Below are 19,342 nucleotides of genomic sequence, written 5' to 3'. Positions count from 1 at the left end.
CTAAAGAAGAAAAAACAAAAAAAGAAAAGCCTAAAAATAATAAAAAACTTAAATTCTCATTTAATGAACAAAGGGAGTTTGAAACTATAGATGATGATATAGCTAAACTAGAAGAAAAAATTGAAGAATTGGACTCTTCTACTTCTAAATATGCTACTGATTTCACTAAACTTCAAGAAATAATTAGTGAAAAAGAAAACCTTGAAAAAGAACTTGAATATAAATATGAAAGATGGGAATATTTAAATAATTTAGCTGAAGAAATAGCTAACTCAAAGTAATTATAAGGAGGTTTGAATAATGAATATATTTGCTCATAGAGGACTTAGTGGCTTTTATCCAGAAAACACCATTCTTGCTTTTAAGAAATGTCTCGATTTGAACATATATGGTGTGGAACTTGATGTTCAAAAAAGTAAAGATGATTATTTAGTTGTTATTCACGATGAAAAAGTAGATAGAACTTTTGAAGGCTGTGGATACGTTAAGGATATGACTTTGAAGGAATTAAAATCTTTGAAATCCAAGTTTAAATACTACGAAAAAAATGAAGATTGTAAAATTCCAACTCTAGAAGAAGTATTAACATTATTTAAACCTACTAAATTTATTATAAATATTGAATTAAAGAATAACAAAATTAAATATAAAGATTTAGAAAAAGACGTTATAAAATTAATAAAAAAATATAAAATGGAAAAGCAAGTAATCATTTCTAGTTTTAATTTAAAAAGTTTAAAAAAATGTAATAAGATAAATTCAAAAATTAAAACTGCTTATTTAACAGAAAAACTATCTTATTACTTAAGATTAAAAACAAAAGTATTTTCAAAAATCAAAAAAATAAACTGCTGTGCTATTAATCCAGACTTTATATTAGTAGATAGAAATTTTGTAAAAAAGGCTCATAGAAAAAATTTAAAGGTGAATTCATTTACAGTAGATAATATATATATAGCTGAAGAATTATATAGACTTGGTGTTGATGGTATATTTACAAATTATCCAAACATTTTGTCCTCAATTATCAACTAAATATATTCTTTAATTATGTATATTTATTAACTCTTTAATCTTAATATATAAATAATTTACCTTAATAATAACTCATGAAAACATAAGTGTATATACAGATGTATTGACATAACCTCCTAGTGAATATACAATAGTTTTATATTGTATATTCACTAGGAGGTTTATTTTTATGGATAAAATGATAAGTAATTACAAATCTTTAGAAGAGAACTTAAAAAACTTAACATCTGAACATATATCTAAGTATGATTTAAATAAAACTGGATTATTTATAGTAGATATGAACAATGGTTTTGCAAAAGAAGGTGCATTATACTCTCCTAGAGTAGAAAATATAATCTCTCCAATAGCTGACTTTGCAAAAGTATTATCAAATAAAATTAATAAATTAGTTGCTTTTACAGATACTCACGAAGAAAATTCAGTAGAACTTAATAGTTATCCTATTCATTGCTTAAAAGGAGATAAGGAAAGCCAAATTGTAGATGAACTACTATCTATTGATAATATTGAAATAATAGAAAAAAATTCTACAAACGGATTCTTTGCCATGGATATAGAGAGTTACTCAGATTTAGATAATTTTATAGTAGTTGGATGCTGCACTGATATTTGTGTATATCAATTTGTTTTAACATTAAAAGCTTATTTTAATCAAAATAATTTAGATAAAAATATTATAGTCCCTATGAATTTAGTAGAAACTTATGATATAGATAATGTTCATTGTGGAGATTTATTAAATACAGTATTTTTAAGTAGTATGATTCAAAATGGTATTAAAGTAGTAAAAGAGATTTTAATATAGCACTACTTACATATAGTTTTTATAACTAAGAATAAATATATACTGATTTTAATATATTTATTCTTAGCAAGTGATGATTCTTCATATATGTCTGGGCAAATACTTCACCCCAATGGTGGAAATATAGTAATTTAATCCTTAAACTTAAATAAAAAAATTCACTTTGTTCATGTCGCCAACGACTGCGTCCGTTGCTCAAGTAACAAAGTTGGAAATTATATGTTATTTACAAATCAGATAACATATAATTTCCTTACAATTAAAAAAGGTGAACTCTCATTAGAGTTCACCTTTTTTAATAATCATATTCTTTACAATTCTCACATATTACTACTTTAATCTTATCATTGTGCATACTTTTATATGATAATAATAATTCATTTAATTGTGCATCAACAAGATTTATACTACCTTCACTAATTAAAGTTACTCTTTCCTTATCAATCAAAATTTTCATATCATTTACATCATTTTTAAGGAAAGTTGTTGTAATATGTTTACTCTCTAAATCTTTATTATATTTTTTATAAAACTCAGAATTTTTATCGATTTCTTTTGTAAATTCTTTCGAAGTATTTTGTTGAGTATTATTTTGACTAGCATTCATAGGATTTATCTTATTTAAATCATCAAAACTTAAATTGTTGGGATTTAAGCCTAGATTTTTTATTTGTCTATCTAATTCACTTGGATCTACCCCATATCTCTCCATAAGCTTATTTTGCATCTTTAAAAACTTTTCTTGAGATATATTATTTTCCCTCATATATTCATATATTTTAGATGTAAACTGTGACATAGTTATACTTCCATTAGCCACAGAAAAATATAGTTCGTACATATAATTTTCAAACTTATCAACATCACTGTCTTTTACTTTATTCTTTAATTCGTTGAAGTCGATTATTCTATCATCAGACATGTTAATTCCTCCTGCCAAATTTATACTTAATAAGAATTATACCACACTTGAGGAAATATATATAATATAAAAAGAATTGTGGTGATTATTTTGTCTTTACGTTTAGTTATAATAATTGCAATCTTATTGGCTTTAATGTCACCGTCAAAATAACTTTAAAAGGATAGAATTCTATCCTTTTTTATTTTATTATTTTTATTATATTATTATTGCTATCCATATAACAATTAAATCCCATTGGTAATGTAACCATAGGCATACAATGACCTGATTTTAAATTACAAAGAGTTGGTTTTTTACTTTTATAAACAATCTCTTTTAAAATATTAATTATTTCATCATCATGTTTAAATGATTTATTGCAACTAGTAAATTCTCCAAATATTATCCCTTTACAATCTGCAAATTTCCCTGCCATATATAAGTGGTTTAACATCTTATCTATTTTATAAGTATATTCCCCTATTTCTTCAATAAAAATAATCTTATTATTTGTATTTATTTCGTACTTAGTTCCCAAAGTAGATACTAATAAAGATAAGTTTCCTCCTATAATTTCACCTTCACAACATCCTCCATATAGAGAAATAGTTTTTTCATTATGTGGATTCTCAATTAATAGCTCTTTTTCAAAATTTAAAGCTTTCAACAAAGATTCATAAGAGAATTCATCCCACTTTTTAATACTTGAAGCCATGATACCATGATACGTTGGTAAGTTACAACACTGATTCATGACTATATGAAGAGCTGTAATATCAGAAAAACCAACAAATATTTTAGGGTTATCTCTAATAATATTAAGGTCTATTAAATCAAGTATCCTTGTAGTTCCATATCCTCCTCTAACACAAAATATGGCATCTACATCTTTATCTAAAAACATATTTTCTAAATCTCTAGCTCTATCTATATCCTTTCCGCTTAAATACCCTTTGTAATTTAAATAACAGCTGTTGCCTATTTTAACTTTAAATCCTCTTCTATTTAACTCATACTTAATCTCTTTTACTTCTATATCTCTCAAAGGTCCTGCAGGCGCAATAAGACCTATAGTATCACTAATTCTTAAAGACTTTGGATACTTCATATTCTCCCCCATTTCAAAACATTTTACTATTTATAAGTATTTTATACTAAAACAAATCGTAATATTACTATGAGCAGTTTTTATATTAAGATTTAAATGGGAGTTGATTATTATAAAAAAAGAAAAAAGAATTTTAAAATTAAATATTTTCTCATTTTTTTTATATATTATAGCTATGATGTTATTCGAGGGTATTATCTATACAGTTGTAGGTATAGGTTTTTTATCTTTTTTAGGTTTTCAGTATAGCTCTTATTTTAGTGCTTTTATCTTTTTAATAATTTGTTACATAATTCTTTTACCAGTAGATTATTACATTTCTTTTTTAGTTGCACTTTTTAAAGTTAAAAGTAATATAACTTTTGGTCAGCAACGATGTATAGACTTTATACTTTATTTAGCATTTTCAACATTTATTGTAGATCTGGTTGACTACTTCATGGATAGTATTATAATAAGTCCTGCCAATGAGATTTTATTTGTAATACTCTGCTACCTGTTAGATGTATATTCAGATTATTTAATTTTAAATATGATAAGCAAAAAATAAAGTCTATCATCTCTATAGATGGTAGACTTTTATATTTAAAATATTAAATTTTCTATAGACCTTGTCATTTCAATAGCTTCTTCAAAAAAGCTATCAACATTTACAACACTTTCACTTACATTTGCAAACTCACCTGCAAAAGCAATGACATGTGAATTTATACAAGATTTCACACTAGAATTTATATTACTTATCTCTCTAGTTTTAATCCTAGTTATAAAATCTTTTATTAACTTTTCATCTATATTTTCCGGTTCAAAAGTTATTATTTTTTCATTGTTTTCTTTAAACTTCTTAATACTTATAGTATTCTTTTCATAATCTGCATAAACTTCACCGTGAGTAAACATAAGCCTCATATTTCTACTTTCTTCTTTTGTAAATGCAGAAATATTTAAAGAAACTGTAGTATTGCTTTTAAATTGTAAAATAGACACTACATTATCATAAACATCATTATCACAAAAATATACACACTTACCATAAGGTCCACTTCTAAGAATTTCTTTTAAATTATCTTTAGTTGGGTTGATATGCAATGATTTATTTATTAGTTTATTTTCTTTTAAATAAATATCTTGAGCAAAATATGGACATTTATCATATAATCCACATCTACTGCATACATCACTCATATTCCCCTTAAAATTACTCTTATTAAAATGATTTAGTTTCCCAAAAGAAGATATTTTTTCACAATTAGAATTAGTTAAATAAGATAACATATCTAAATCATAACAACTATTTGTTAACATGAGTGTAGCTGTGTCACTTTCAATTCTCCAGTTTCCTCTTACAAAATTATGAGCAAATTTTTCATATCCTATGTATGAATTATAATTTATATTAATTAATTCTCCCAGCTTTTTACTATCAATAATCTCTTTTAATTTATTAAAGAATGATGAGTATCTAAAAGGTAGAGAAGCCATAAATACTTTATCTTTATATTTATCACAAATATCGTTTAAATGAACTAAACCATCTAAACTATTTGCTACCGGACCTTCTACTAAAACATCATATCCCTTTTCTAGTGATAAGGTTGAAGTATGAAAATGCATATTATCGTAATTACATATGATAACTGCATCTGCCATTTTTTCTTCTTTTAAAAAACTTTCTATATTATCAAATACCTTTTCATCTGATAAATTAAATTTTTCTTTGAATATATCTCTTCTACCCTTCTTAGTTTCAACTACCGCTACAACTTCACATAAATCCTTATTTTCTTTTATAAAATTACCATAAGTATATCGTCCTCTTAGACCAGCACCAATTACAACTAATTTAATTTTTTCCATCTTAAAATCCCCTTTAGTTTATCAATTATAATATATAAATAATTATAATATATCTTGATGAACTAAAGGGGATTAAGATTATTTTTCTAGTTTGTCTTGTTTCTTATTATACATAAACATATAAAACGCTGATCCAAATATTATAAAATATCCAACAACGCTAAATTTGTCTGGGTATACTCCAAATAAGAATATACTAAGTATTGCTGAGAAGATTATATTACTATAATCAAATATTGAAATTTCTTTAGCAGGCGCATATTTATATGCAAGTGTGATCCCAAATTGACCAAGACTGGCGAATATTCCCGCAAGTAATAAATATGCTAGTTGCATAAGTGTCATACTCTCATATACTACTATAAACATTGGAAAAACTGTTATTAATGAAAATGTTGAAAAGAAAAATACAATAGTATAGTACTCCTCCTTATTTCCAAGCATTCTAACACAAGTATATGCAAGGGCCGCAAATACTGCACTTAAAACTCCTATTAAGTATGGAATTACCTTAACATCAAAACTTGGTTTTATTATAAATAAAGCTCCAATAAATGCAACTAATATAGCTCCTATTTGTTTTGTATTTATTTTTTCTTTTAATATAAGTGCACAAAATATTACTACTAAAAATGGACTTATTTTATTTAACATATTGGCATCTGATAGTACTAAATTATCAATTGCATAATAATTAAAAATAACTCCTATTGTTCCAAATAATGAACGATACATAAGTATCTTTCTATTTTCTTTTTTACCTGTGAAACTTCCTTTATGCTTTAATATTAAAAATAAAGCTATAATTGCAGCCACTAAATTTCTAAAAAATACTTTTTGCATATTAGGTAAATCACCAGATAATTTTATAAACGCAGACATAACAGCAAATCCAAATGCTGAAAGTATTATAAAAAATATACCCTTAATTCTATTTGATATAATTGTATCTTTCATAGTAACTCCTTTACTTTTTATTAAATTTATCCTAATCTATTTTATATTTACATAATATAATAGTCAAATATTTTATTTTTATTTACTAAAATATGAAATAAACTTTAATTTATTTTAAATAGCATCTTGCATAATTAGCAATTATATATACAATATTAATAGTAATATTATTTTATAATTATAAAAATCTAAGCTAGAAGGTGAATTAATGAAAGAAAAATATACAATACCTATATATCAGAAAATAGCACTTGATTTAGCTAATAAAATACATACAGGTGATATAAAAGAAGGAACTACATTATATGGCCGTTCTATTCTTGCTGGTAAATATAATGTTTCTCCTGAGACAATAAGAAGAGCTATAAAATTATTAGAAGATATTGATATTGTTGAAAGTATAAAAGGAAAAGGGGTAACTGTGCTGTCTTCTGAAAATGCCCTATCATTTATAAAAAAATATGAAGATATTACTAATATTTCTTCTTACAAAAGTAATTTATATCAATTACTTGAATATAAAGCAAAAATTGATAATGATATAGTTACTACTTTAAATAAGATATTAGATTACTCTGATAGATTAGAGGTTATAAATCCTTTAGTCCCAGTTCAATTTAAAGTTGAATCACATTGCAAATATATTGGAAAAACTGCTGCTGAAACTAAATTTTGGCAAAATACTGGTGCGACTATAGTTGCTATAAAAAGAGGAGAAGAGTTAATAATTTCTCCAGGACCTTATATAGTATTTATGGAAAACGATATATTGCTTGCTGTTGGAGATAGGTATATTTACAATTCAGTACCAACTTTTTTATATGACTAAGGGTTTTTGAAAAATCATATTTTGGTTGATAAAATGTAATTTTTTAATAATAAAAAACCTATAAAGTAATTCTTTATAGGTTTTTTAATTTATACATACTAAAGACTTATTCTTCATCATCCTTTGCCCAATGAAGAGCTCTAGAAACAGATTTTTTCCAACCTTTATATAATTTAATTCTCTTTTCTTCATCCATATTAGGTGTAAAATATTTATCTACCATATATTTAGATTTAATTTCATCCATACTTTCATAAAATCCTACTGCAAGTCCTGCCAAATACGCTGCACCAAGGGCTGTAGTCTCTACAATTTTAGGCCTATCAATATTTGCATTTAAAATATCCGATTGAAATTGCATTAAGAAATTATTATTACTTGCTCCTCCATCAACTTTCAAATGTTTAAGATTTATATTCGAATCTTCTTCCATAGCTGATAATACATCCTTAGTTTGATATGCAATAGACTCTAATGTAGCTCTTATAATATGTTCTTTTTTAGCGCCTCTACTAAGCCCTAATATAGTTCCTCTTGCATACATATCCCAATAAGGTGCACCTAATCCAGTAAAAGCTGGTACCACATATACACCATTTGTATCTTCTACCTTAGTAGCATAATCCTCACTGTCTGAGGCCGTTTTTATCATTCTAAGCTCATCTCTCAACCATTGAATAGAAGCACCACCCATAAATATACTTCCTTCTAAAGCATAATTAACTTTATCATCTATGCCCCAGGCTATAGTAGTTAATAAACCATTTTTTGATTTTACTAATTTATTACCTGTATTCATTAATAAAAAGCAACCTGTTCCATAAGTATTTTTTGCACTACCTTCTTCAAAACAAGTTTGTCCGAATAATGCAGACTGTTGATCTCCTGCACATCCTGCAATGGGAATAGATTCACCTAGCATTAATTCATTAGTATATCCATATATATAGCTAGATGGTTTAACTTCTGGTAGCATAGATAATGGAATATCCAGCTCTCTTAATATATCTTCATCCCATTTTAAATCATTTATATTAAACATCATTGTTCTTGATGCATTTGAATAATCAGTAACATGAACCTGTCTATTTGTAAGCTTCCAAATTAACCAAGTATCTACAGTTCCAAATAATAGTTCTCCTCTGTTAGCTTTCTCTCTTGCTCCCTTTACATTATCTAAAATCCATTTTATTTTTGTAGCAGAAAAATAAGCATCTATTATAAGACCTGTTTTGTCTTTTATTATCTCTTCCAATCCTTTTTCTATTAATTCATCACATATTTTAGAAGTTCTTCTACATTGCCATACTATAGCATTATAGATAGGTTTTCCTGTATTCTTATCCCATACAATAGTAGTTTCTCTTTGATTTGTAATACCAATAGCTGCAATTTGTTTTGGATCAATAGATGTTGTTTCTATGGCTTCTCTCATGACACCACTTTGACATCCCCATATTTCCATAGGATCATGTTCTACCCAACCTGGCTGTGGATATATTTGATGAAATTCTTTTTGAGATACAGTAACGATTTCTCCCTTTTTATTGAAGATTACAGCTCTTGAGCTTGTAGTTCCTTGATCAAGGGCAACTATGTATTTTTTCTCCATTAATTTTCCTCCTAAGAAAAATATATCTATGATACATTTTATCTAAAATTTCTTTATTATAACTATTCTTTATATAAATATTATATATTTTCATCATATTTTTGTAAAAATATATTTAAAGTTATTCTTCTTAGTACTTAATATGTTGTAAATTAAAAAAAGGCCCCTTTAGGGACCTTTAAAGCATTCTGACAAATATATATTATAATATAGTTATGTTAGCTGCTTGAAGACCTTTAGCACCTTCAACTATATCAAAGCTTACTTTTTGACCTTCTTCTAATGATTTAAATCCTTCACCTTGTATAGCTGTGAAGTGAGCGAATACATCATCTCCACCTTCTACAGATATAAATCCGAATCCTTTTTCATTATTAAACCATTTTACTATTCCGTTATTCATTATAGAATCTCCTATAAACCTACATCAAGCTTCACTTGACTTTCTTAATGTGTCTCCACTATATTAGTATAACATTATATAGTCCAAAAAGATACTTTTATTTTAATATACATATAATTAATATATTAATAACTAATATTATAGGTACTCCAAATACAAATTTATTATGTTTAGTTTTATGTCTAAAAGTATACATCCCAATTAAAGATCCTAGTGATCCTCCAAATAAACAAACTAAAAGCAAATTTTTTTCTGGTATTCTATATCTATGATTTATTGCTTTTTTCTTGTCTATATACATTAAAATAAATCCTATTACATTTATCATTATTAAATAATATAACAACTAAAACCTCCCACCTAACTTTTTCTATTGTAAGATTATTTACTATATCATTTATTATATTAACATATTTATCATAATCTTTTTGTCAATTTCTAAATATACTATAAAATTTCATTCATTATTATCTTTGCAACCTACACCTAATACTAAAGTTAAAAATATAGATAATATAGCCCATAGCATTTTAAATATTTTTTCCTCCTATACTATAAATTTAAATATAGTTTTCTATTTTAATCATTTGAGCATCTTATAGTTACTTATAAAGGCTTATATTACTTTTCCGTGTCTCTTTGTATATTGTAACAACTTGATATTCTAATTCATAATATACTCTATATCTAAAATAAAAAAGGAGGTTTAAAATGGACCTTTCACCCTTAAAAAATGAAATTCCTAAAATTTTTTCCATGTATCAACCTAATCATCCTACTGCTATTGCAAGATTGCAAGGTGGTCTAAATGCTTCCTCATTAATCGGTGAGGTACTTTTTTATCAACTTAGCCGAGGCGTATATATAAAAGCTTATATAATTGGAATACCAGAAACAAATTCAAAAGGGGAGCCAACAAAATTCCACGGATTTCATATTCATGAAAGAGGAGATTGCTCTTCAGGAACAACCACAGATTCTTTTCCAAATACAGGAAATCACTACAATCCAACTAATAGTCAGCACCCTTTTCATGCAGGAGATCTACCTCCTATCTTAGTTTCTAACGGTGTTGGCATATTGTCAGTTTATACAAGTGCATTTAACGTAAATGATATAATAGATAGATCTATAATTTTACACGAAAATCCAGACGATTTTTATACTCAGCCTTCAGGTAATTCTGGTAATAAAATAGCTTGTGGAGTTATTATGCCATATCATTATTAATAAAAATTTGCTCCACTTCATATCGCCAACAGATTCGACAGTTGCTCAAAGTAACCAAGTTAGAAATTATATGTTATACAAATAATAGATAACATATAATTTCCTTAGAATAAAAAACACAAAGGTATAATACCTTTGTGTTTTTTTATTATTTTCCTATAAACATTTGTGTCCAGTATATAGTTCCTTTAGAGTCCTTAGCTACCCCTACACCTAAATCTGTATAATTTTTATTTAATATATTTGCTCTGTGTCCTTCAGAATTCATCCATGCTTCTACAACTTGAGCTGGAGTTTTTTGTCCCATTGCTATATTTTCCCCTGCTGTTTTATAGCTTATATTAAATTTTTTCATCATATCAAATGGTGAACCATAAGTTGGAGAAGTATGGCTAAAGTAGTTTTTATTTATCATATCTTGAGATTTTAATGTAGCTATTCTTGATAATTCAGTATTTAAATTTAGTTCATTTAATCCTCTTTTACTTCTTTCCACATTTACTAATCTTAAAACTTCTTTTTGGAAATTAGCAAATTCTCCATTTAATGAAGCATCATTATTTGATGAATTGTTATTATCTTCTGGTTTTTCGACTGTATTATCGTTATTATTTTCATTATTGTTTCCATTGTTACTGTCATTATTGTTATTGTTATTATCATTATTAGTATTGTTATTGTTTACATCGTTATTATCGTTATTGCTATCACCATTATTAGTGTCGTTATTATTTACATCGTTATTACTATTACCGTTATTAGTGTCATTATTTACACCATTATTATCGTTATCATTGTTAGTATTATCGTTACTATTATTATCATTGTTTGTATTGTTATTGTTTCCGTTACTATTATCTTCATCTACTGATGGTTTTCCATTACAAATGAATGGTATTTTATATTTTACACCATTTATACATAGATAAATTGCACCCTTAGTCTTTACGCTTTGTACTTTATTCTTAGATAAAGCACTTGATGAAACAACACTAGTTGCTGTTAAAGTAGTTACTAATCCTGCCATTAATAAAGTCTTGAATCTTTTGTTCATAATTAACACACTCCTATTTTCTGAATTTGTTACTTTTTTGTAACCTAATGGGTATATCTAACCCCCGTGATTAGTATTCTAACATCAAATAGTAAGTTTTTTAACTGTTAATTAATGTAAACTTATTATTATAACCATTTAAGCATAGATAAATACTACTTTTTACACAAAAAAATACAACATAATTTTTATTATGTTGTATTAAATAATCTAATTATCGAAATCTATATGATAAGTTTTTCCATTAACTTTTATGTCTAAATATGATAGGTTAAATTGATCTTCCATTACATCTATCTTATATTCGTATATTACATCATCTTCTTTTTTGCTCATAAATATGTAACTACCTTCTTCTTTATCTTCTATCTCATCACATATTTCATCATAGATGTCTGCTCCACTAACTGAACCTTCATATCCTGATGCATATATTTTGTCTTCTATAAGTCTATATAATTCTTCCATCTAATGACTCTCCTTAATATTAATTTATAACTATAATTAATATTATACACAATAATAAGATATTTAAAATATAATGTTACATAAATATTAATATTTTATTCTTAATTCATTTGCAATAAGCTTAGCAGTTTCATATGCTACTTCACCAACAAAAGACTTACACTGATTAAACCTTTCAGCTGTTCCTGGCTCTAGACCCCTAGTTAAAGCTCTACAACATGTAGCTTTATGATGTGACTTAAAAGTATCATGAATTTGTTTACTTAATTCTTTTGCTTTTACTATAGAAGGATCACTACCTTCACATCTTCCAAATAGTAAGCCTATACCTATTATAGCTCCAGATATAGTACCACAAGTGCATCCAGATCCTCCCATACCACCAGAAAACCCTGTTGCAACTCTTATAATTTCATTACTTACATTCATATCAAAATTTTTTATTAATGCTTTAAGAACAGATTCAGAACATGAAAGTCCCTCATAAAAAAAATAATTCTCAGATTCTTCTCTAATCTTTTTTAAATCAATACTCTGCATTTTATTTCCCCCTCATTTATTAGCTAAAATTTTATTACTTATTTTTCATAATAATTTTACATTAAATTCTTATTAGTTTTTTATAATAAAGATGAAAACTACTAGTTATATAAATATAAACTTTTCAAAATAATGATGAAAAACTTTCCACCATCATCCTCTTCATACTAATATAAACTCTCCCATAAATTATTCTAGCACATTTTATAATATTTTGATTGAAGTAAAGTTTATTATAAAACAAAATATAAAAACTAATAAATCTTTTCCTATTGGTTTTATTTTCTTTTTATATTTTTTATGATAAAATAGTTATTATATTTTGATATTCTTGAATATAAATTTTTAAAGAATAATTTGTAAATAATATAAATGTAATAGTTCAAGTATCAAAGATAAATAGATTAAATTCTATTAAGGAGACAGGAGGATTAAAATGAGCATAAGACAAAAATTTGCTGAGTCATTTGCTAGATCAAAAACAATGAGTGGCCCTGAAAAGAGAGCTAACGAAATAATGGGAAAAATCCTTTTAAAGAAATCTATCTTACCTATAGCAGTGATGATTATTATCATAATATTAGGTGCTGTAGCAGAAGTTAGCGGATGGTATGTATTTGCAGCAAATATAGCAATAGCTGTTGGTACTTTCTTCTACATGAGAAATGAAAGCAAAAAATACCAAAACTTCAAACCTTATGTTGGTAACTTAATTACTTTAGAGAAAAAAGGTAAAAAAGATTATGTTGCAATCATAAAACAAGGTAAAAAACCTATTAAATTACAAATAGCTTATGGTGGAGAAGATTTTGTAAACATCAAGAAAAATCAACTTATACAAGTAAGCTACAACTCAGATTATAAAATAGCTATACTAGTTACAAAACAATAATCGAAATTTAAATATTTATTAATTAATCGTGTACATATAAAAAGCTTCTACTTTAAAATAGTAGAAGTTTTTTATTTTATCATTTTATAATTAATTTGCTTCTAAAACATGCTCTTTATATATTTTTAATGCTTTTGCTAATTGATCTGGACACGATGTATCTTTATTTCCACAGGGAATATATTCAAATGTATCTATAATTTCATCTATATGTTTTCCCTCAACTAAATGCTTAATCGCAATTAATGAACCTTCGCATCCACCTTCAAATACTACATCCAATAGTATATCATCTTCTATATTGAGTAAAATTGACTTTGAACAAACACCTTTAGTGTAATATCTATACAACTATTTTCACCCCCATAATAAATTTATGTTTAAAATAATGATATAATGATATTGTAATAAATTTATATTTATTATAAATTTATGTTTATTAAATATAATATAAGTAAATAGTACTTACATGCTGCTTACTATGAAAGGAGTACAATATTGAATAAGAAGGAATACTTTTTTGAGATGTATTTTAGAGGATTGACCCTTTTCTTTTGGTCCATTATAATTTATAAGTTAATTTTTCTAAAGAATATTTATATAGAAAGAAATGCTTTTTTAGGCTTGACCATATTGGCAATATTATACATAACTTTAATTGGTATTTTACAAATAAAAAATAAATTTTTAGATAACATAGTAATATACTATAAAATTGCAACTTTAATATCCTATATTTTAACTCTTGCATCATTAATGTTATATCCTACAAATATAACATTAATGATGTTTAAGCTAGCATCTATTTTTATATATTTATATATATCATGTAAAAATGCTATAACATACAAAATTGAAGAATGCGTTGTAGGTATTATAAGTTCTATTTTACTATTAGCATTAAGTATATGTTATTAATTACCATATATTTATAATAGGAAATATTAGACATAGAATATATTTTTTGGTATTATTTATACTGAAAGTCATTAAAAATTTTAGGGTACAAAGGAGTAACTATAAAAATGGAAAAAAAAATATTAGCTAAAGTTGGTCAAAAAGAAATAACAAACTTAGATGTTCAAAGTGCTATCCAAGGATTAGATCCTTTCCAAGCACAACAATTCCAAACTGAAGAAGGTCAAAAATATGTGTTAGATGATTTAGTAAATCAAGAATTACTATACATGTATGCTAAAGAAAATAATATGGACCAAGATGAAGAATTCAGAAGTGAGATGAAAAGAGTTGAAGAAAACGTATTAAAACAATATGTTATCAACAAAATATTAACTAGTGTTAAATTGACAGAAGAAGAGAAAAAAGCATTCTATGAAGCTCAAAAATCTAACTTCTCAAAACCAGAAACAGCTTCAGCTAAACATATATTAGTTGATACTGAAGAAAAAGCAAACGAAATATTAAATAAAATAAATGCTGGTGAAGTTTCATTTGAAGATGCTGCTGCTGCACATTCTTCTTGTCCATCTAAAGATGCTGGTGGTGACTTAGGAACTTTCGGAAAAGGACAAATGGTTCCTGAATTCGAAGAAGCTGTATTTAGTATGAACAAAGGTGATGTAAGTAAACCAGTTAAGACTCAATTCGGATATCACTTAATAAAATTAGAAAACAGAAACGAAAGCACTATACCTGAATATGATGAAGTTGCTGAAGAAGTAGGAAAAACTTTATTATTCCAAAAACAAGGTGAAGTATATCAAGAAAAATTAAACGAAGTAAAATCTAAATATCCAAATGCAGTTGAATACATAAAATAAAAATATATAAATTTTAAATATAAAAATATCCCTTAGTCAGTTCTAAGGGATATTTTTATACAAATATTCCATTATTTTTATAAGTCTTAGTTATTATGTTGAAATCTACTTGTATAATTCCGTTTATTTTATAAATCTCTTCAAATATAAAATTATTTAACTCTTCTAAATCTTTTACATATCCATAAACGTGTAATTTATTTTTTCCTGTAGTTGCATATACTCTTTCAATTCTAGAATATTCACACAATTTATCAGCTACCTTATCTATCTCACTTGGGTTTGTAGTAATTTGTAGAAAAATAGCTATATTCAATCCAATATTTAATGAATTTAATCTTACTGTGAATTTTTCAATAATTCCAGCATCATTCATTTTCATAACTCTTTCTCTAACTGCCATGCGAGATAAATTTACTTCTCTAGCTATTTCTGCATAAGATATTCTACAATCACTAATAAGTAATTTTAATATTTCTATATCAATCTTACTTAACTTTAACTCTATTCCTTCTAAGTCTAACTTCTTATCTTTCATAAAAAATACACCATCCTTTTACTAAATTATATCAGTATAAAATTAACAAGTATACAATATTTTCCATCAGAATTTATTTTTTATGTAATTACTACATTTTTCACTATATTTATATCAAGTATTAATATTTATATTACTTTTTTATATATAAAAAAATTCACTTGGCTTAATCCACTTCATATCATAAATAACTCACCCATTGCTTAAAACTAGTATATTTAAAATTATATTTATAACAAATCAGATAAATATAATTTCCTTGCAACTAAAAAAGTCGCCATAAGAAATATGACGACTTTTTTTAATTAATTTATGTTCTTCTGCATAACCTTGCTAACTTCCATTGCTAAACTAGCAAGTACAGCTAATCCAAAGCATATAGCAAAGCTATTTAAATTATATGTCACAGGTATTGCAAATAATCCTCTCATAAAAGGTGTTAATGTTAATGCAAACATACCTAAACAAACTATTACAGCTCCTAAAGCGTATTTATTACTTGTAAACCCTAATTTAAATATAGTTTCACTATTTGATCTAGAGGCAAATGTTTGTATTATTCTAGATAAGGTAAGTGTAGCAAATGCCATAGCTGTACCTAGTTCTTGTGATTGTTGCATTCCTATATATTGAGCTATTATTGTAACTATACCTATTATACTACCTCTAACTAATACAGTTCTTAAAGTTCCTCCAGCTAATATACTTTCATCAGGATGTCTTGGTGGATTTTTCATTACGCCACTTTCAGGCTTTTCAAAACCTAAAGCTATTGCTGGTAAGGAGTCTGTTACTAGATTTATGAATAATAATTGTAATGTAGTAAATGGATTTGACCAATCAGCCATTACAGCAAATAATATCGCTATTATTCCACCTAAATTACCTGAAAATAAATAAGTAATTGACTTCTTAATATTATTATAAACAGTTCTTCCAACTTCAATTGCATTTACAATAGTTGCGAAGTTATCATCTAATAAAACCATTGCAGAGGCATCTTTAGCCACTTCTGTACCACTTCCCATACCAACTCCTATATTGGCTTGTTTCAATGCTGGAGCATCATTTACTCCGTCCCCTGTCATGGAAGTTATTTTACCTTTTTTCTGCCAAGCTTTTACTATTCTTATTTTATTTTCTGGTGAAACTCTAGCATATACTGATATATGTTCTAATTTTTCATCTAGTTCTTCTTCTGTCAAATTATCTAATTCTTTACCTGTAAGAGCTAAATCTCCTTCTGCCATTATTCCTATATCTTTTGCTATAGCAGCAGCAGTAGTTTTATGATCTCCAGTTATCATTACTGTTTTTATACCTGATTCTTTTGCTTCTTTAACAGCTTCATATACCTCTTCTCTAGGTGGGTCTATCATAGCCATTAAACCAATTAATATTAAATTATTTTCATCTTCTAAATTTATATCATCACAAGAATCTATACTTTTGACACCAAAGGCAAGAACCCTAAGTGCTTTATTTGAAAATTCTTCATTTGCACATCTGTATTCATTTAATATTTCTTCATTTATTTCAACTAATTCACCATGTTTTAATGCATATTTACATCGACTGAACATAACATCTGGTGCACCTTTTGTAAACATAAGATGTTTTCCTTCTACCATATTTATAGTAGACATAAGTTTTCTATCACTATCAAAAGGTAATTCATTGACTCTTCTATATTTTTTTCTAAATTCTTTATAATTTATGTCATTTTTATCTGCATAATTTATAAGAGCTACTTCCGTAGGATCTCCTATTTCAATACCTTCATTTGTTATATCAGAATCATTACAAAGTATAGATGCAAGAGATAAAGCCATTTCCTGTTCTGTTGAAGTTTCACTTATTGCTACTTCACTTTCTCCATCATCATTTACTAAGGCAAGTTCTTTTATACCATACATAAAATAATCTACTACAGTCATTTTATTTTGAGTTAAAGTACCAGTCTTATCTGTACATATAACACTTGTTGAACCTAAAGTTTCAACTGCAGGCAGCTTTCTTATAACAGCTTGTTTTTTTGCCATTATATTTGTTCCCATAGCCAATACAATAGTAACTATTGATGATAAAGCTTCAGGTATTGCAGCAACTGCTATTGCTATTGCAAACATAAATGAATCTATTATATTTCCACCTCTTATAACTTGAACTCCAAATATTAAAGCAGATAATATAACTATTCCTATACCAAGTTTTTTCCCGAAATCATCTAATTTTCTTTGAAGAGGTGTCTCTTTATTTTCAGCACTGTCTAGTAAATTGGCGATTTTACCTACCTCTGTATTCATTCCACAAGCTGATACCACATATAACGCTCTTCCATAAACAACCATAGATCCACTAAAAACCATATTTTTCTGATCACCTAAAGCACAATCATCAATTATAACATCTTCTTGCTTCAGTACAGGTTCTGATTCTCCAGTTAACATCCCTTCAACAACTTTAAATGTTTGAGCTTCTATAATTCTACCATCAGCAGGTACATAATCTCCTGCCTCCAAAATTACTATATCTCCTACTACTAATTCTCTTGATGGTACAGTGATTTTTACTCCATCTCTGATTACTTTTGCATTTGGTACTGATAATTGTTTTAAGCTTTCTAAAGACCCTTCTGCTTTTCTTGTTTGAACAACGCCAAGTATTGAATTAAGAATTAGTACTGCGAATATTACTCCTGATTCAACTACTTCCCCTAAAAATATTTGAACTAAGGCTGCTACTAAAAGTATTATTACTAAAGGATCTTTAAAACTTTCTACAAAAAGTTTCCAAGTGGGAGTTTTTGCTTTTTCCTTAAGCTCATTAAATCCATTTTTTTCTAATCGTTCTTTTGACTCCTGCTGTGATAACCCTTTAATCTGGGTCCCTAAACATTTCATTGATTCCTCACTAGTTTTTTTATAAAACATATACATTCCTCCAAATTTAATTTTTACAAATAAAAAAAGACCATCAAAGTAGACTAATTTCTACTTTGAAGGTCTTGCTAACAAGTTAAGTATACTTGCTAATCAACCGGGATATTACTCCGAGATGACGATTGATTATCACAATATTGGTGAAAGCTACTCCCCTTCAAGGGAATTTTTTATTTCTTTAATTATACACAGATATTTATTTTTGTGCAATATTTTTTTATTTATTTTAATATTAATTTAACAAAAGTATTCACATATTAATATATAAATAAATTATTTATAAAAAAATTCGCTTTTCTCATATCCCCAACGATTGCGTCCGTTGCTCAAATTTATCAGTTAGGATTATAAATTATCCACAATTAAGATAATATATAATCCCCT

At 26.5% G+C, this 19,342-nt stretch carries 22 protein-coding genes; 9 read left to right on the top strand and 13 right to left on the bottom strand.

The window, feature by feature from the left end:
* From J7G74_RS03645 to J7G74_RS03635, 3 genes are all read left to right on the top strand, one after another.
* Positions 1–281 (top strand): ABC transporter C-terminal domain-containing protein (locus J7G74_RS03645; protein ID WP_297132080.1); only part of this gene is annotated, 281 nt, incomplete at its 5' end.
* 19 nt (positions 282–300) lie between these two features.
* Positions 301–1,035 (top strand): glycerophosphodiester phosphodiesterase, encoded by a 735-nt coding sequence (locus J7G74_RS03640; protein ID WP_297132078.1) that lies wholly within the window; start codon positions 301–303, stop codon positions 1,033–1,035.
* Positions 1,036–1,204: 169 nt separating this feature from the next.
* Positions 1,205–1,843, top strand: a complete 639-nt coding sequence (locus tag J7G74_RS03635) for an isochorismatase family cysteine hydrolase (protein ID WP_297132076.1) — start codon at positions 1,205–1,207, stop codon at positions 1,841–1,843.
* Between the two features lie 295 nt (positions 1,844–2,138).
* Here the strand turns inward: J7G74_RS03635 and J7G74_RS03630 are convergent, their stop codons facing one another.
* Positions 2,139–2,765: a DUF3867 domain-containing protein gene (locus tag J7G74_RS03630; RefSeq protein WP_297132073.1), complete on the bottom strand. Its 627-nt coding sequence runs from the start codon at positions 2,763–2,765 to the stop codon at positions 2,139–2,141.
* A 181-nt stretch (positions 2,766–2,946) separates the two neighbouring features.
* Positions 2,947–3,855, bottom strand: a complete 909-nt coding sequence (locus tag J7G74_RS03625; RefSeq protein WP_297132071.1) for a S66 peptidase family protein — start codon at positions 3,853–3,855, stop codon at positions 2,947–2,949.
* A 103-nt stretch (positions 3,856–3,958) separates the two neighbouring features.
* On the opposite strand from J7G74_RS03625, the gene J7G74_RS03620 reads away from it, so the two are divergent.
* The gene (locus J7G74_RS03620; protein ID WP_297132069.1) at positions 3,959–4,405 is read left to right on the top strand and encodes a YrvL family regulatory protein; all 447 of its coding nucleotides are present in this window, start codon (positions 3,959–3,961) and stop codon (positions 4,403–4,405) included.
* 35 nt (positions 4,406–4,440) lie between these two features.
* On the opposite strand, the gene J7G74_RS03615 is transcribed toward J7G74_RS03620, so the two are convergent.
* Both J7G74_RS03615 and J7G74_RS03610 read right to left on the bottom strand, forming a co-directional pair.
* Positions 4,441–5,712 carry a Gfo/Idh/MocA family protein gene (locus J7G74_RS03615; RefSeq protein WP_297132067.1) on the bottom strand — a complete coding sequence of 424 codons (1,272 nt, stop codon included), beginning with the start codon at positions 5,710–5,712 and terminating at the stop codon, positions 4,441–4,443.
* 78 nt (positions 5,713–5,790) lie between these two features.
* The gene (locus tag J7G74_RS03610; RefSeq protein WP_297132065.1) at positions 5,791–6,669 is read right to left on the bottom strand and encodes a DMT family transporter; all 879 of its coding nucleotides are present in this window, start codon (positions 6,667–6,669) and stop codon (positions 5,791–5,793) included.
* A 208-nt stretch (positions 6,670–6,877) separates the two neighbouring features.
* Here J7G74_RS03610 and J7G74_RS03605 point away from each other — a divergent pair, with 208 nt between their 5' ends.
* Positions 6,878–7,498 (top strand): TrkA C-terminal domain-containing protein, encoded by a 621-nt coding sequence (locus J7G74_RS03605; protein WP_297132063.1) that lies wholly within the window; start codon positions 6,878–6,880, stop codon positions 7,496–7,498.
* A 106-nt stretch (positions 7,499–7,604) separates the two neighbouring features.
* Here J7G74_RS03605 and glpK read toward each other — a convergent pair whose 3' ends face one another.
* The 3 genes from glpK to J7G74_RS03590 all read right to left on the bottom strand — a co-directional run bounded on the left by glpK (position 7,605) and on the right by J7G74_RS03590 (position 9,859).
* A complete protein-coding gene (gene glpK, locus J7G74_RS03600) occupies positions 7,605–9,110 on the bottom strand; it encodes a glycerol kinase GlpK (RefSeq protein ID WP_297132061.1) in 1,506 nt (501 codons plus the stop codon).
* Positions 9,111–9,312: 202 nt separating this feature from the next.
* Complete coding sequence (locus J7G74_RS03595; RefSeq protein ID WP_297132058.1) at positions 9,313–9,513, bottom strand: cold-shock protein; 201 nt, start codon at positions 9,511–9,513, stop codon at positions 9,313–9,315.
* Positions 9,514–9,610: 97 nt separating this feature from the next.
* Entirely contained in the window at positions 9,611–9,859 is a 249-nt protein-coding gene (locus tag J7G74_RS03590; RefSeq protein ID WP_330616381.1) for a DUF1294 domain-containing protein, read from the bottom strand.
* Positions 9,860–10,224: 365 nt separating this feature from the next.
* Between J7G74_RS03590 and J7G74_RS03585 the strand changes: the two genes are divergently transcribed.
* Positions 10,225–10,743, top strand: coding sequence for a superoxide dismutase family protein (locus J7G74_RS03585; RefSeq protein WP_297132056.1), 519 nt, complete (start codon positions 10,225–10,227; stop codon positions 10,741–10,743).
* A gap of 148 nt (positions 10,744–10,891) precedes the next feature.
* Here the strand turns inward: J7G74_RS03585 and J7G74_RS03580 are convergent, their stop codons facing one another.
* The 3 genes from J7G74_RS03580 to J7G74_RS03570 all read right to left on the bottom strand — a co-directional run bounded on the left by J7G74_RS03580 (position 10,892) and on the right by J7G74_RS03570 (position 12,805).
* Entirely contained in the window at positions 10,892–11,797 is a 906-nt protein-coding gene (locus tag J7G74_RS03580) for a CAP domain-containing protein (protein ID WP_297132054.1), read from the bottom strand.
* A gap of 210 nt (positions 11,798–12,007) precedes the next feature.
* Positions 12,008–12,265 (bottom strand): hypothetical protein, encoded by a 258-nt coding sequence (locus tag J7G74_RS03575; RefSeq protein WP_297132052.1) that lies wholly within the window; start codon positions 12,263–12,265, stop codon positions 12,008–12,010.
* 87 nt (positions 12,266–12,352) lie between these two features.
* Entirely contained in the window at positions 12,353–12,805 is a 453-nt protein-coding gene (locus tag J7G74_RS03570; RefSeq protein ID WP_297132050.1) for a C-GCAxxG-C-C family (seleno)protein, read from the bottom strand.
* A 436-nt stretch (positions 12,806–13,241) separates the two neighbouring features.
* Between J7G74_RS03570 and J7G74_RS03565 the strand changes: the two genes are divergently transcribed.
* A complete protein-coding gene (locus J7G74_RS03565) occupies positions 13,242–13,697 on the top strand; it encodes a hypothetical protein (protein WP_297132048.1) in 456 nt (151 codons plus the stop codon).
* Between the two features lie 90 nt (positions 13,698–13,787).
* Here J7G74_RS03565 and J7G74_RS03560 read toward each other — a convergent pair whose 3' ends face one another.
* Positions 13,788–14,048 (bottom strand): TIGR03905 family TSCPD domain-containing protein, encoded by a 261-nt coding sequence (locus tag J7G74_RS03560; RefSeq protein ID WP_297132046.1) that lies wholly within the window; start codon positions 14,046–14,048, stop codon positions 13,788–13,790.
* 282 nt (positions 14,049–14,330) lie between these two features.
* Between J7G74_RS03560 and J7G74_RS03555 the strand changes: the two genes are divergently transcribed.
* Positions 14,331–14,615 (top strand): hypothetical protein, encoded by a 285-nt coding sequence (locus tag J7G74_RS03555; protein ID WP_297132044.1) that lies wholly within the window; start codon positions 14,331–14,333, stop codon positions 14,613–14,615.
* Between the two features lie 107 nt (positions 14,616–14,722).
* Positions 14,723–15,478, top strand: coding sequence for a peptidylprolyl isomerase (locus tag J7G74_RS03550; protein ID WP_297132042.1), 756 nt, complete (start codon positions 14,723–14,725; stop codon positions 15,476–15,478).
* 55 nt (positions 15,479–15,533) lie between these two features.
* Here the strand turns inward: J7G74_RS03550 and J7G74_RS03545 are convergent, their stop codons facing one another.
* Complete coding sequence (locus J7G74_RS03545) at positions 15,534–16,016, bottom strand: Lrp/AsnC family transcriptional regulator (RefSeq protein ID WP_297132040.1); 483 nt, start codon at positions 16,014–16,016, stop codon at positions 15,534–15,536.
* Between the two features lie 305 nt (positions 16,017–16,321).
* Positions 16,322–18,949 carry a cation-translocating P-type ATPase gene (locus tag J7G74_RS03540; RefSeq protein WP_297132038.1) on the bottom strand — a complete coding sequence of 876 codons (2,628 nt, stop codon included), beginning with the start codon at positions 18,947–18,949 and terminating at the stop codon, positions 16,322–16,324.
* Between the last annotated feature and the right edge of the window lie 393 nt (positions 18,950–19,342).

It is taken from the genome of Terrisporobacter sp., assembly GCF_017888745.1.
Lineage (GTDB): Bacteria > Bacillota > Clostridia > Peptostreptococcales > Peptostreptococcaceae > Terrisporobacter.
This window is presented reverse-complemented; position numbering and strand designations above follow the sequence as displayed.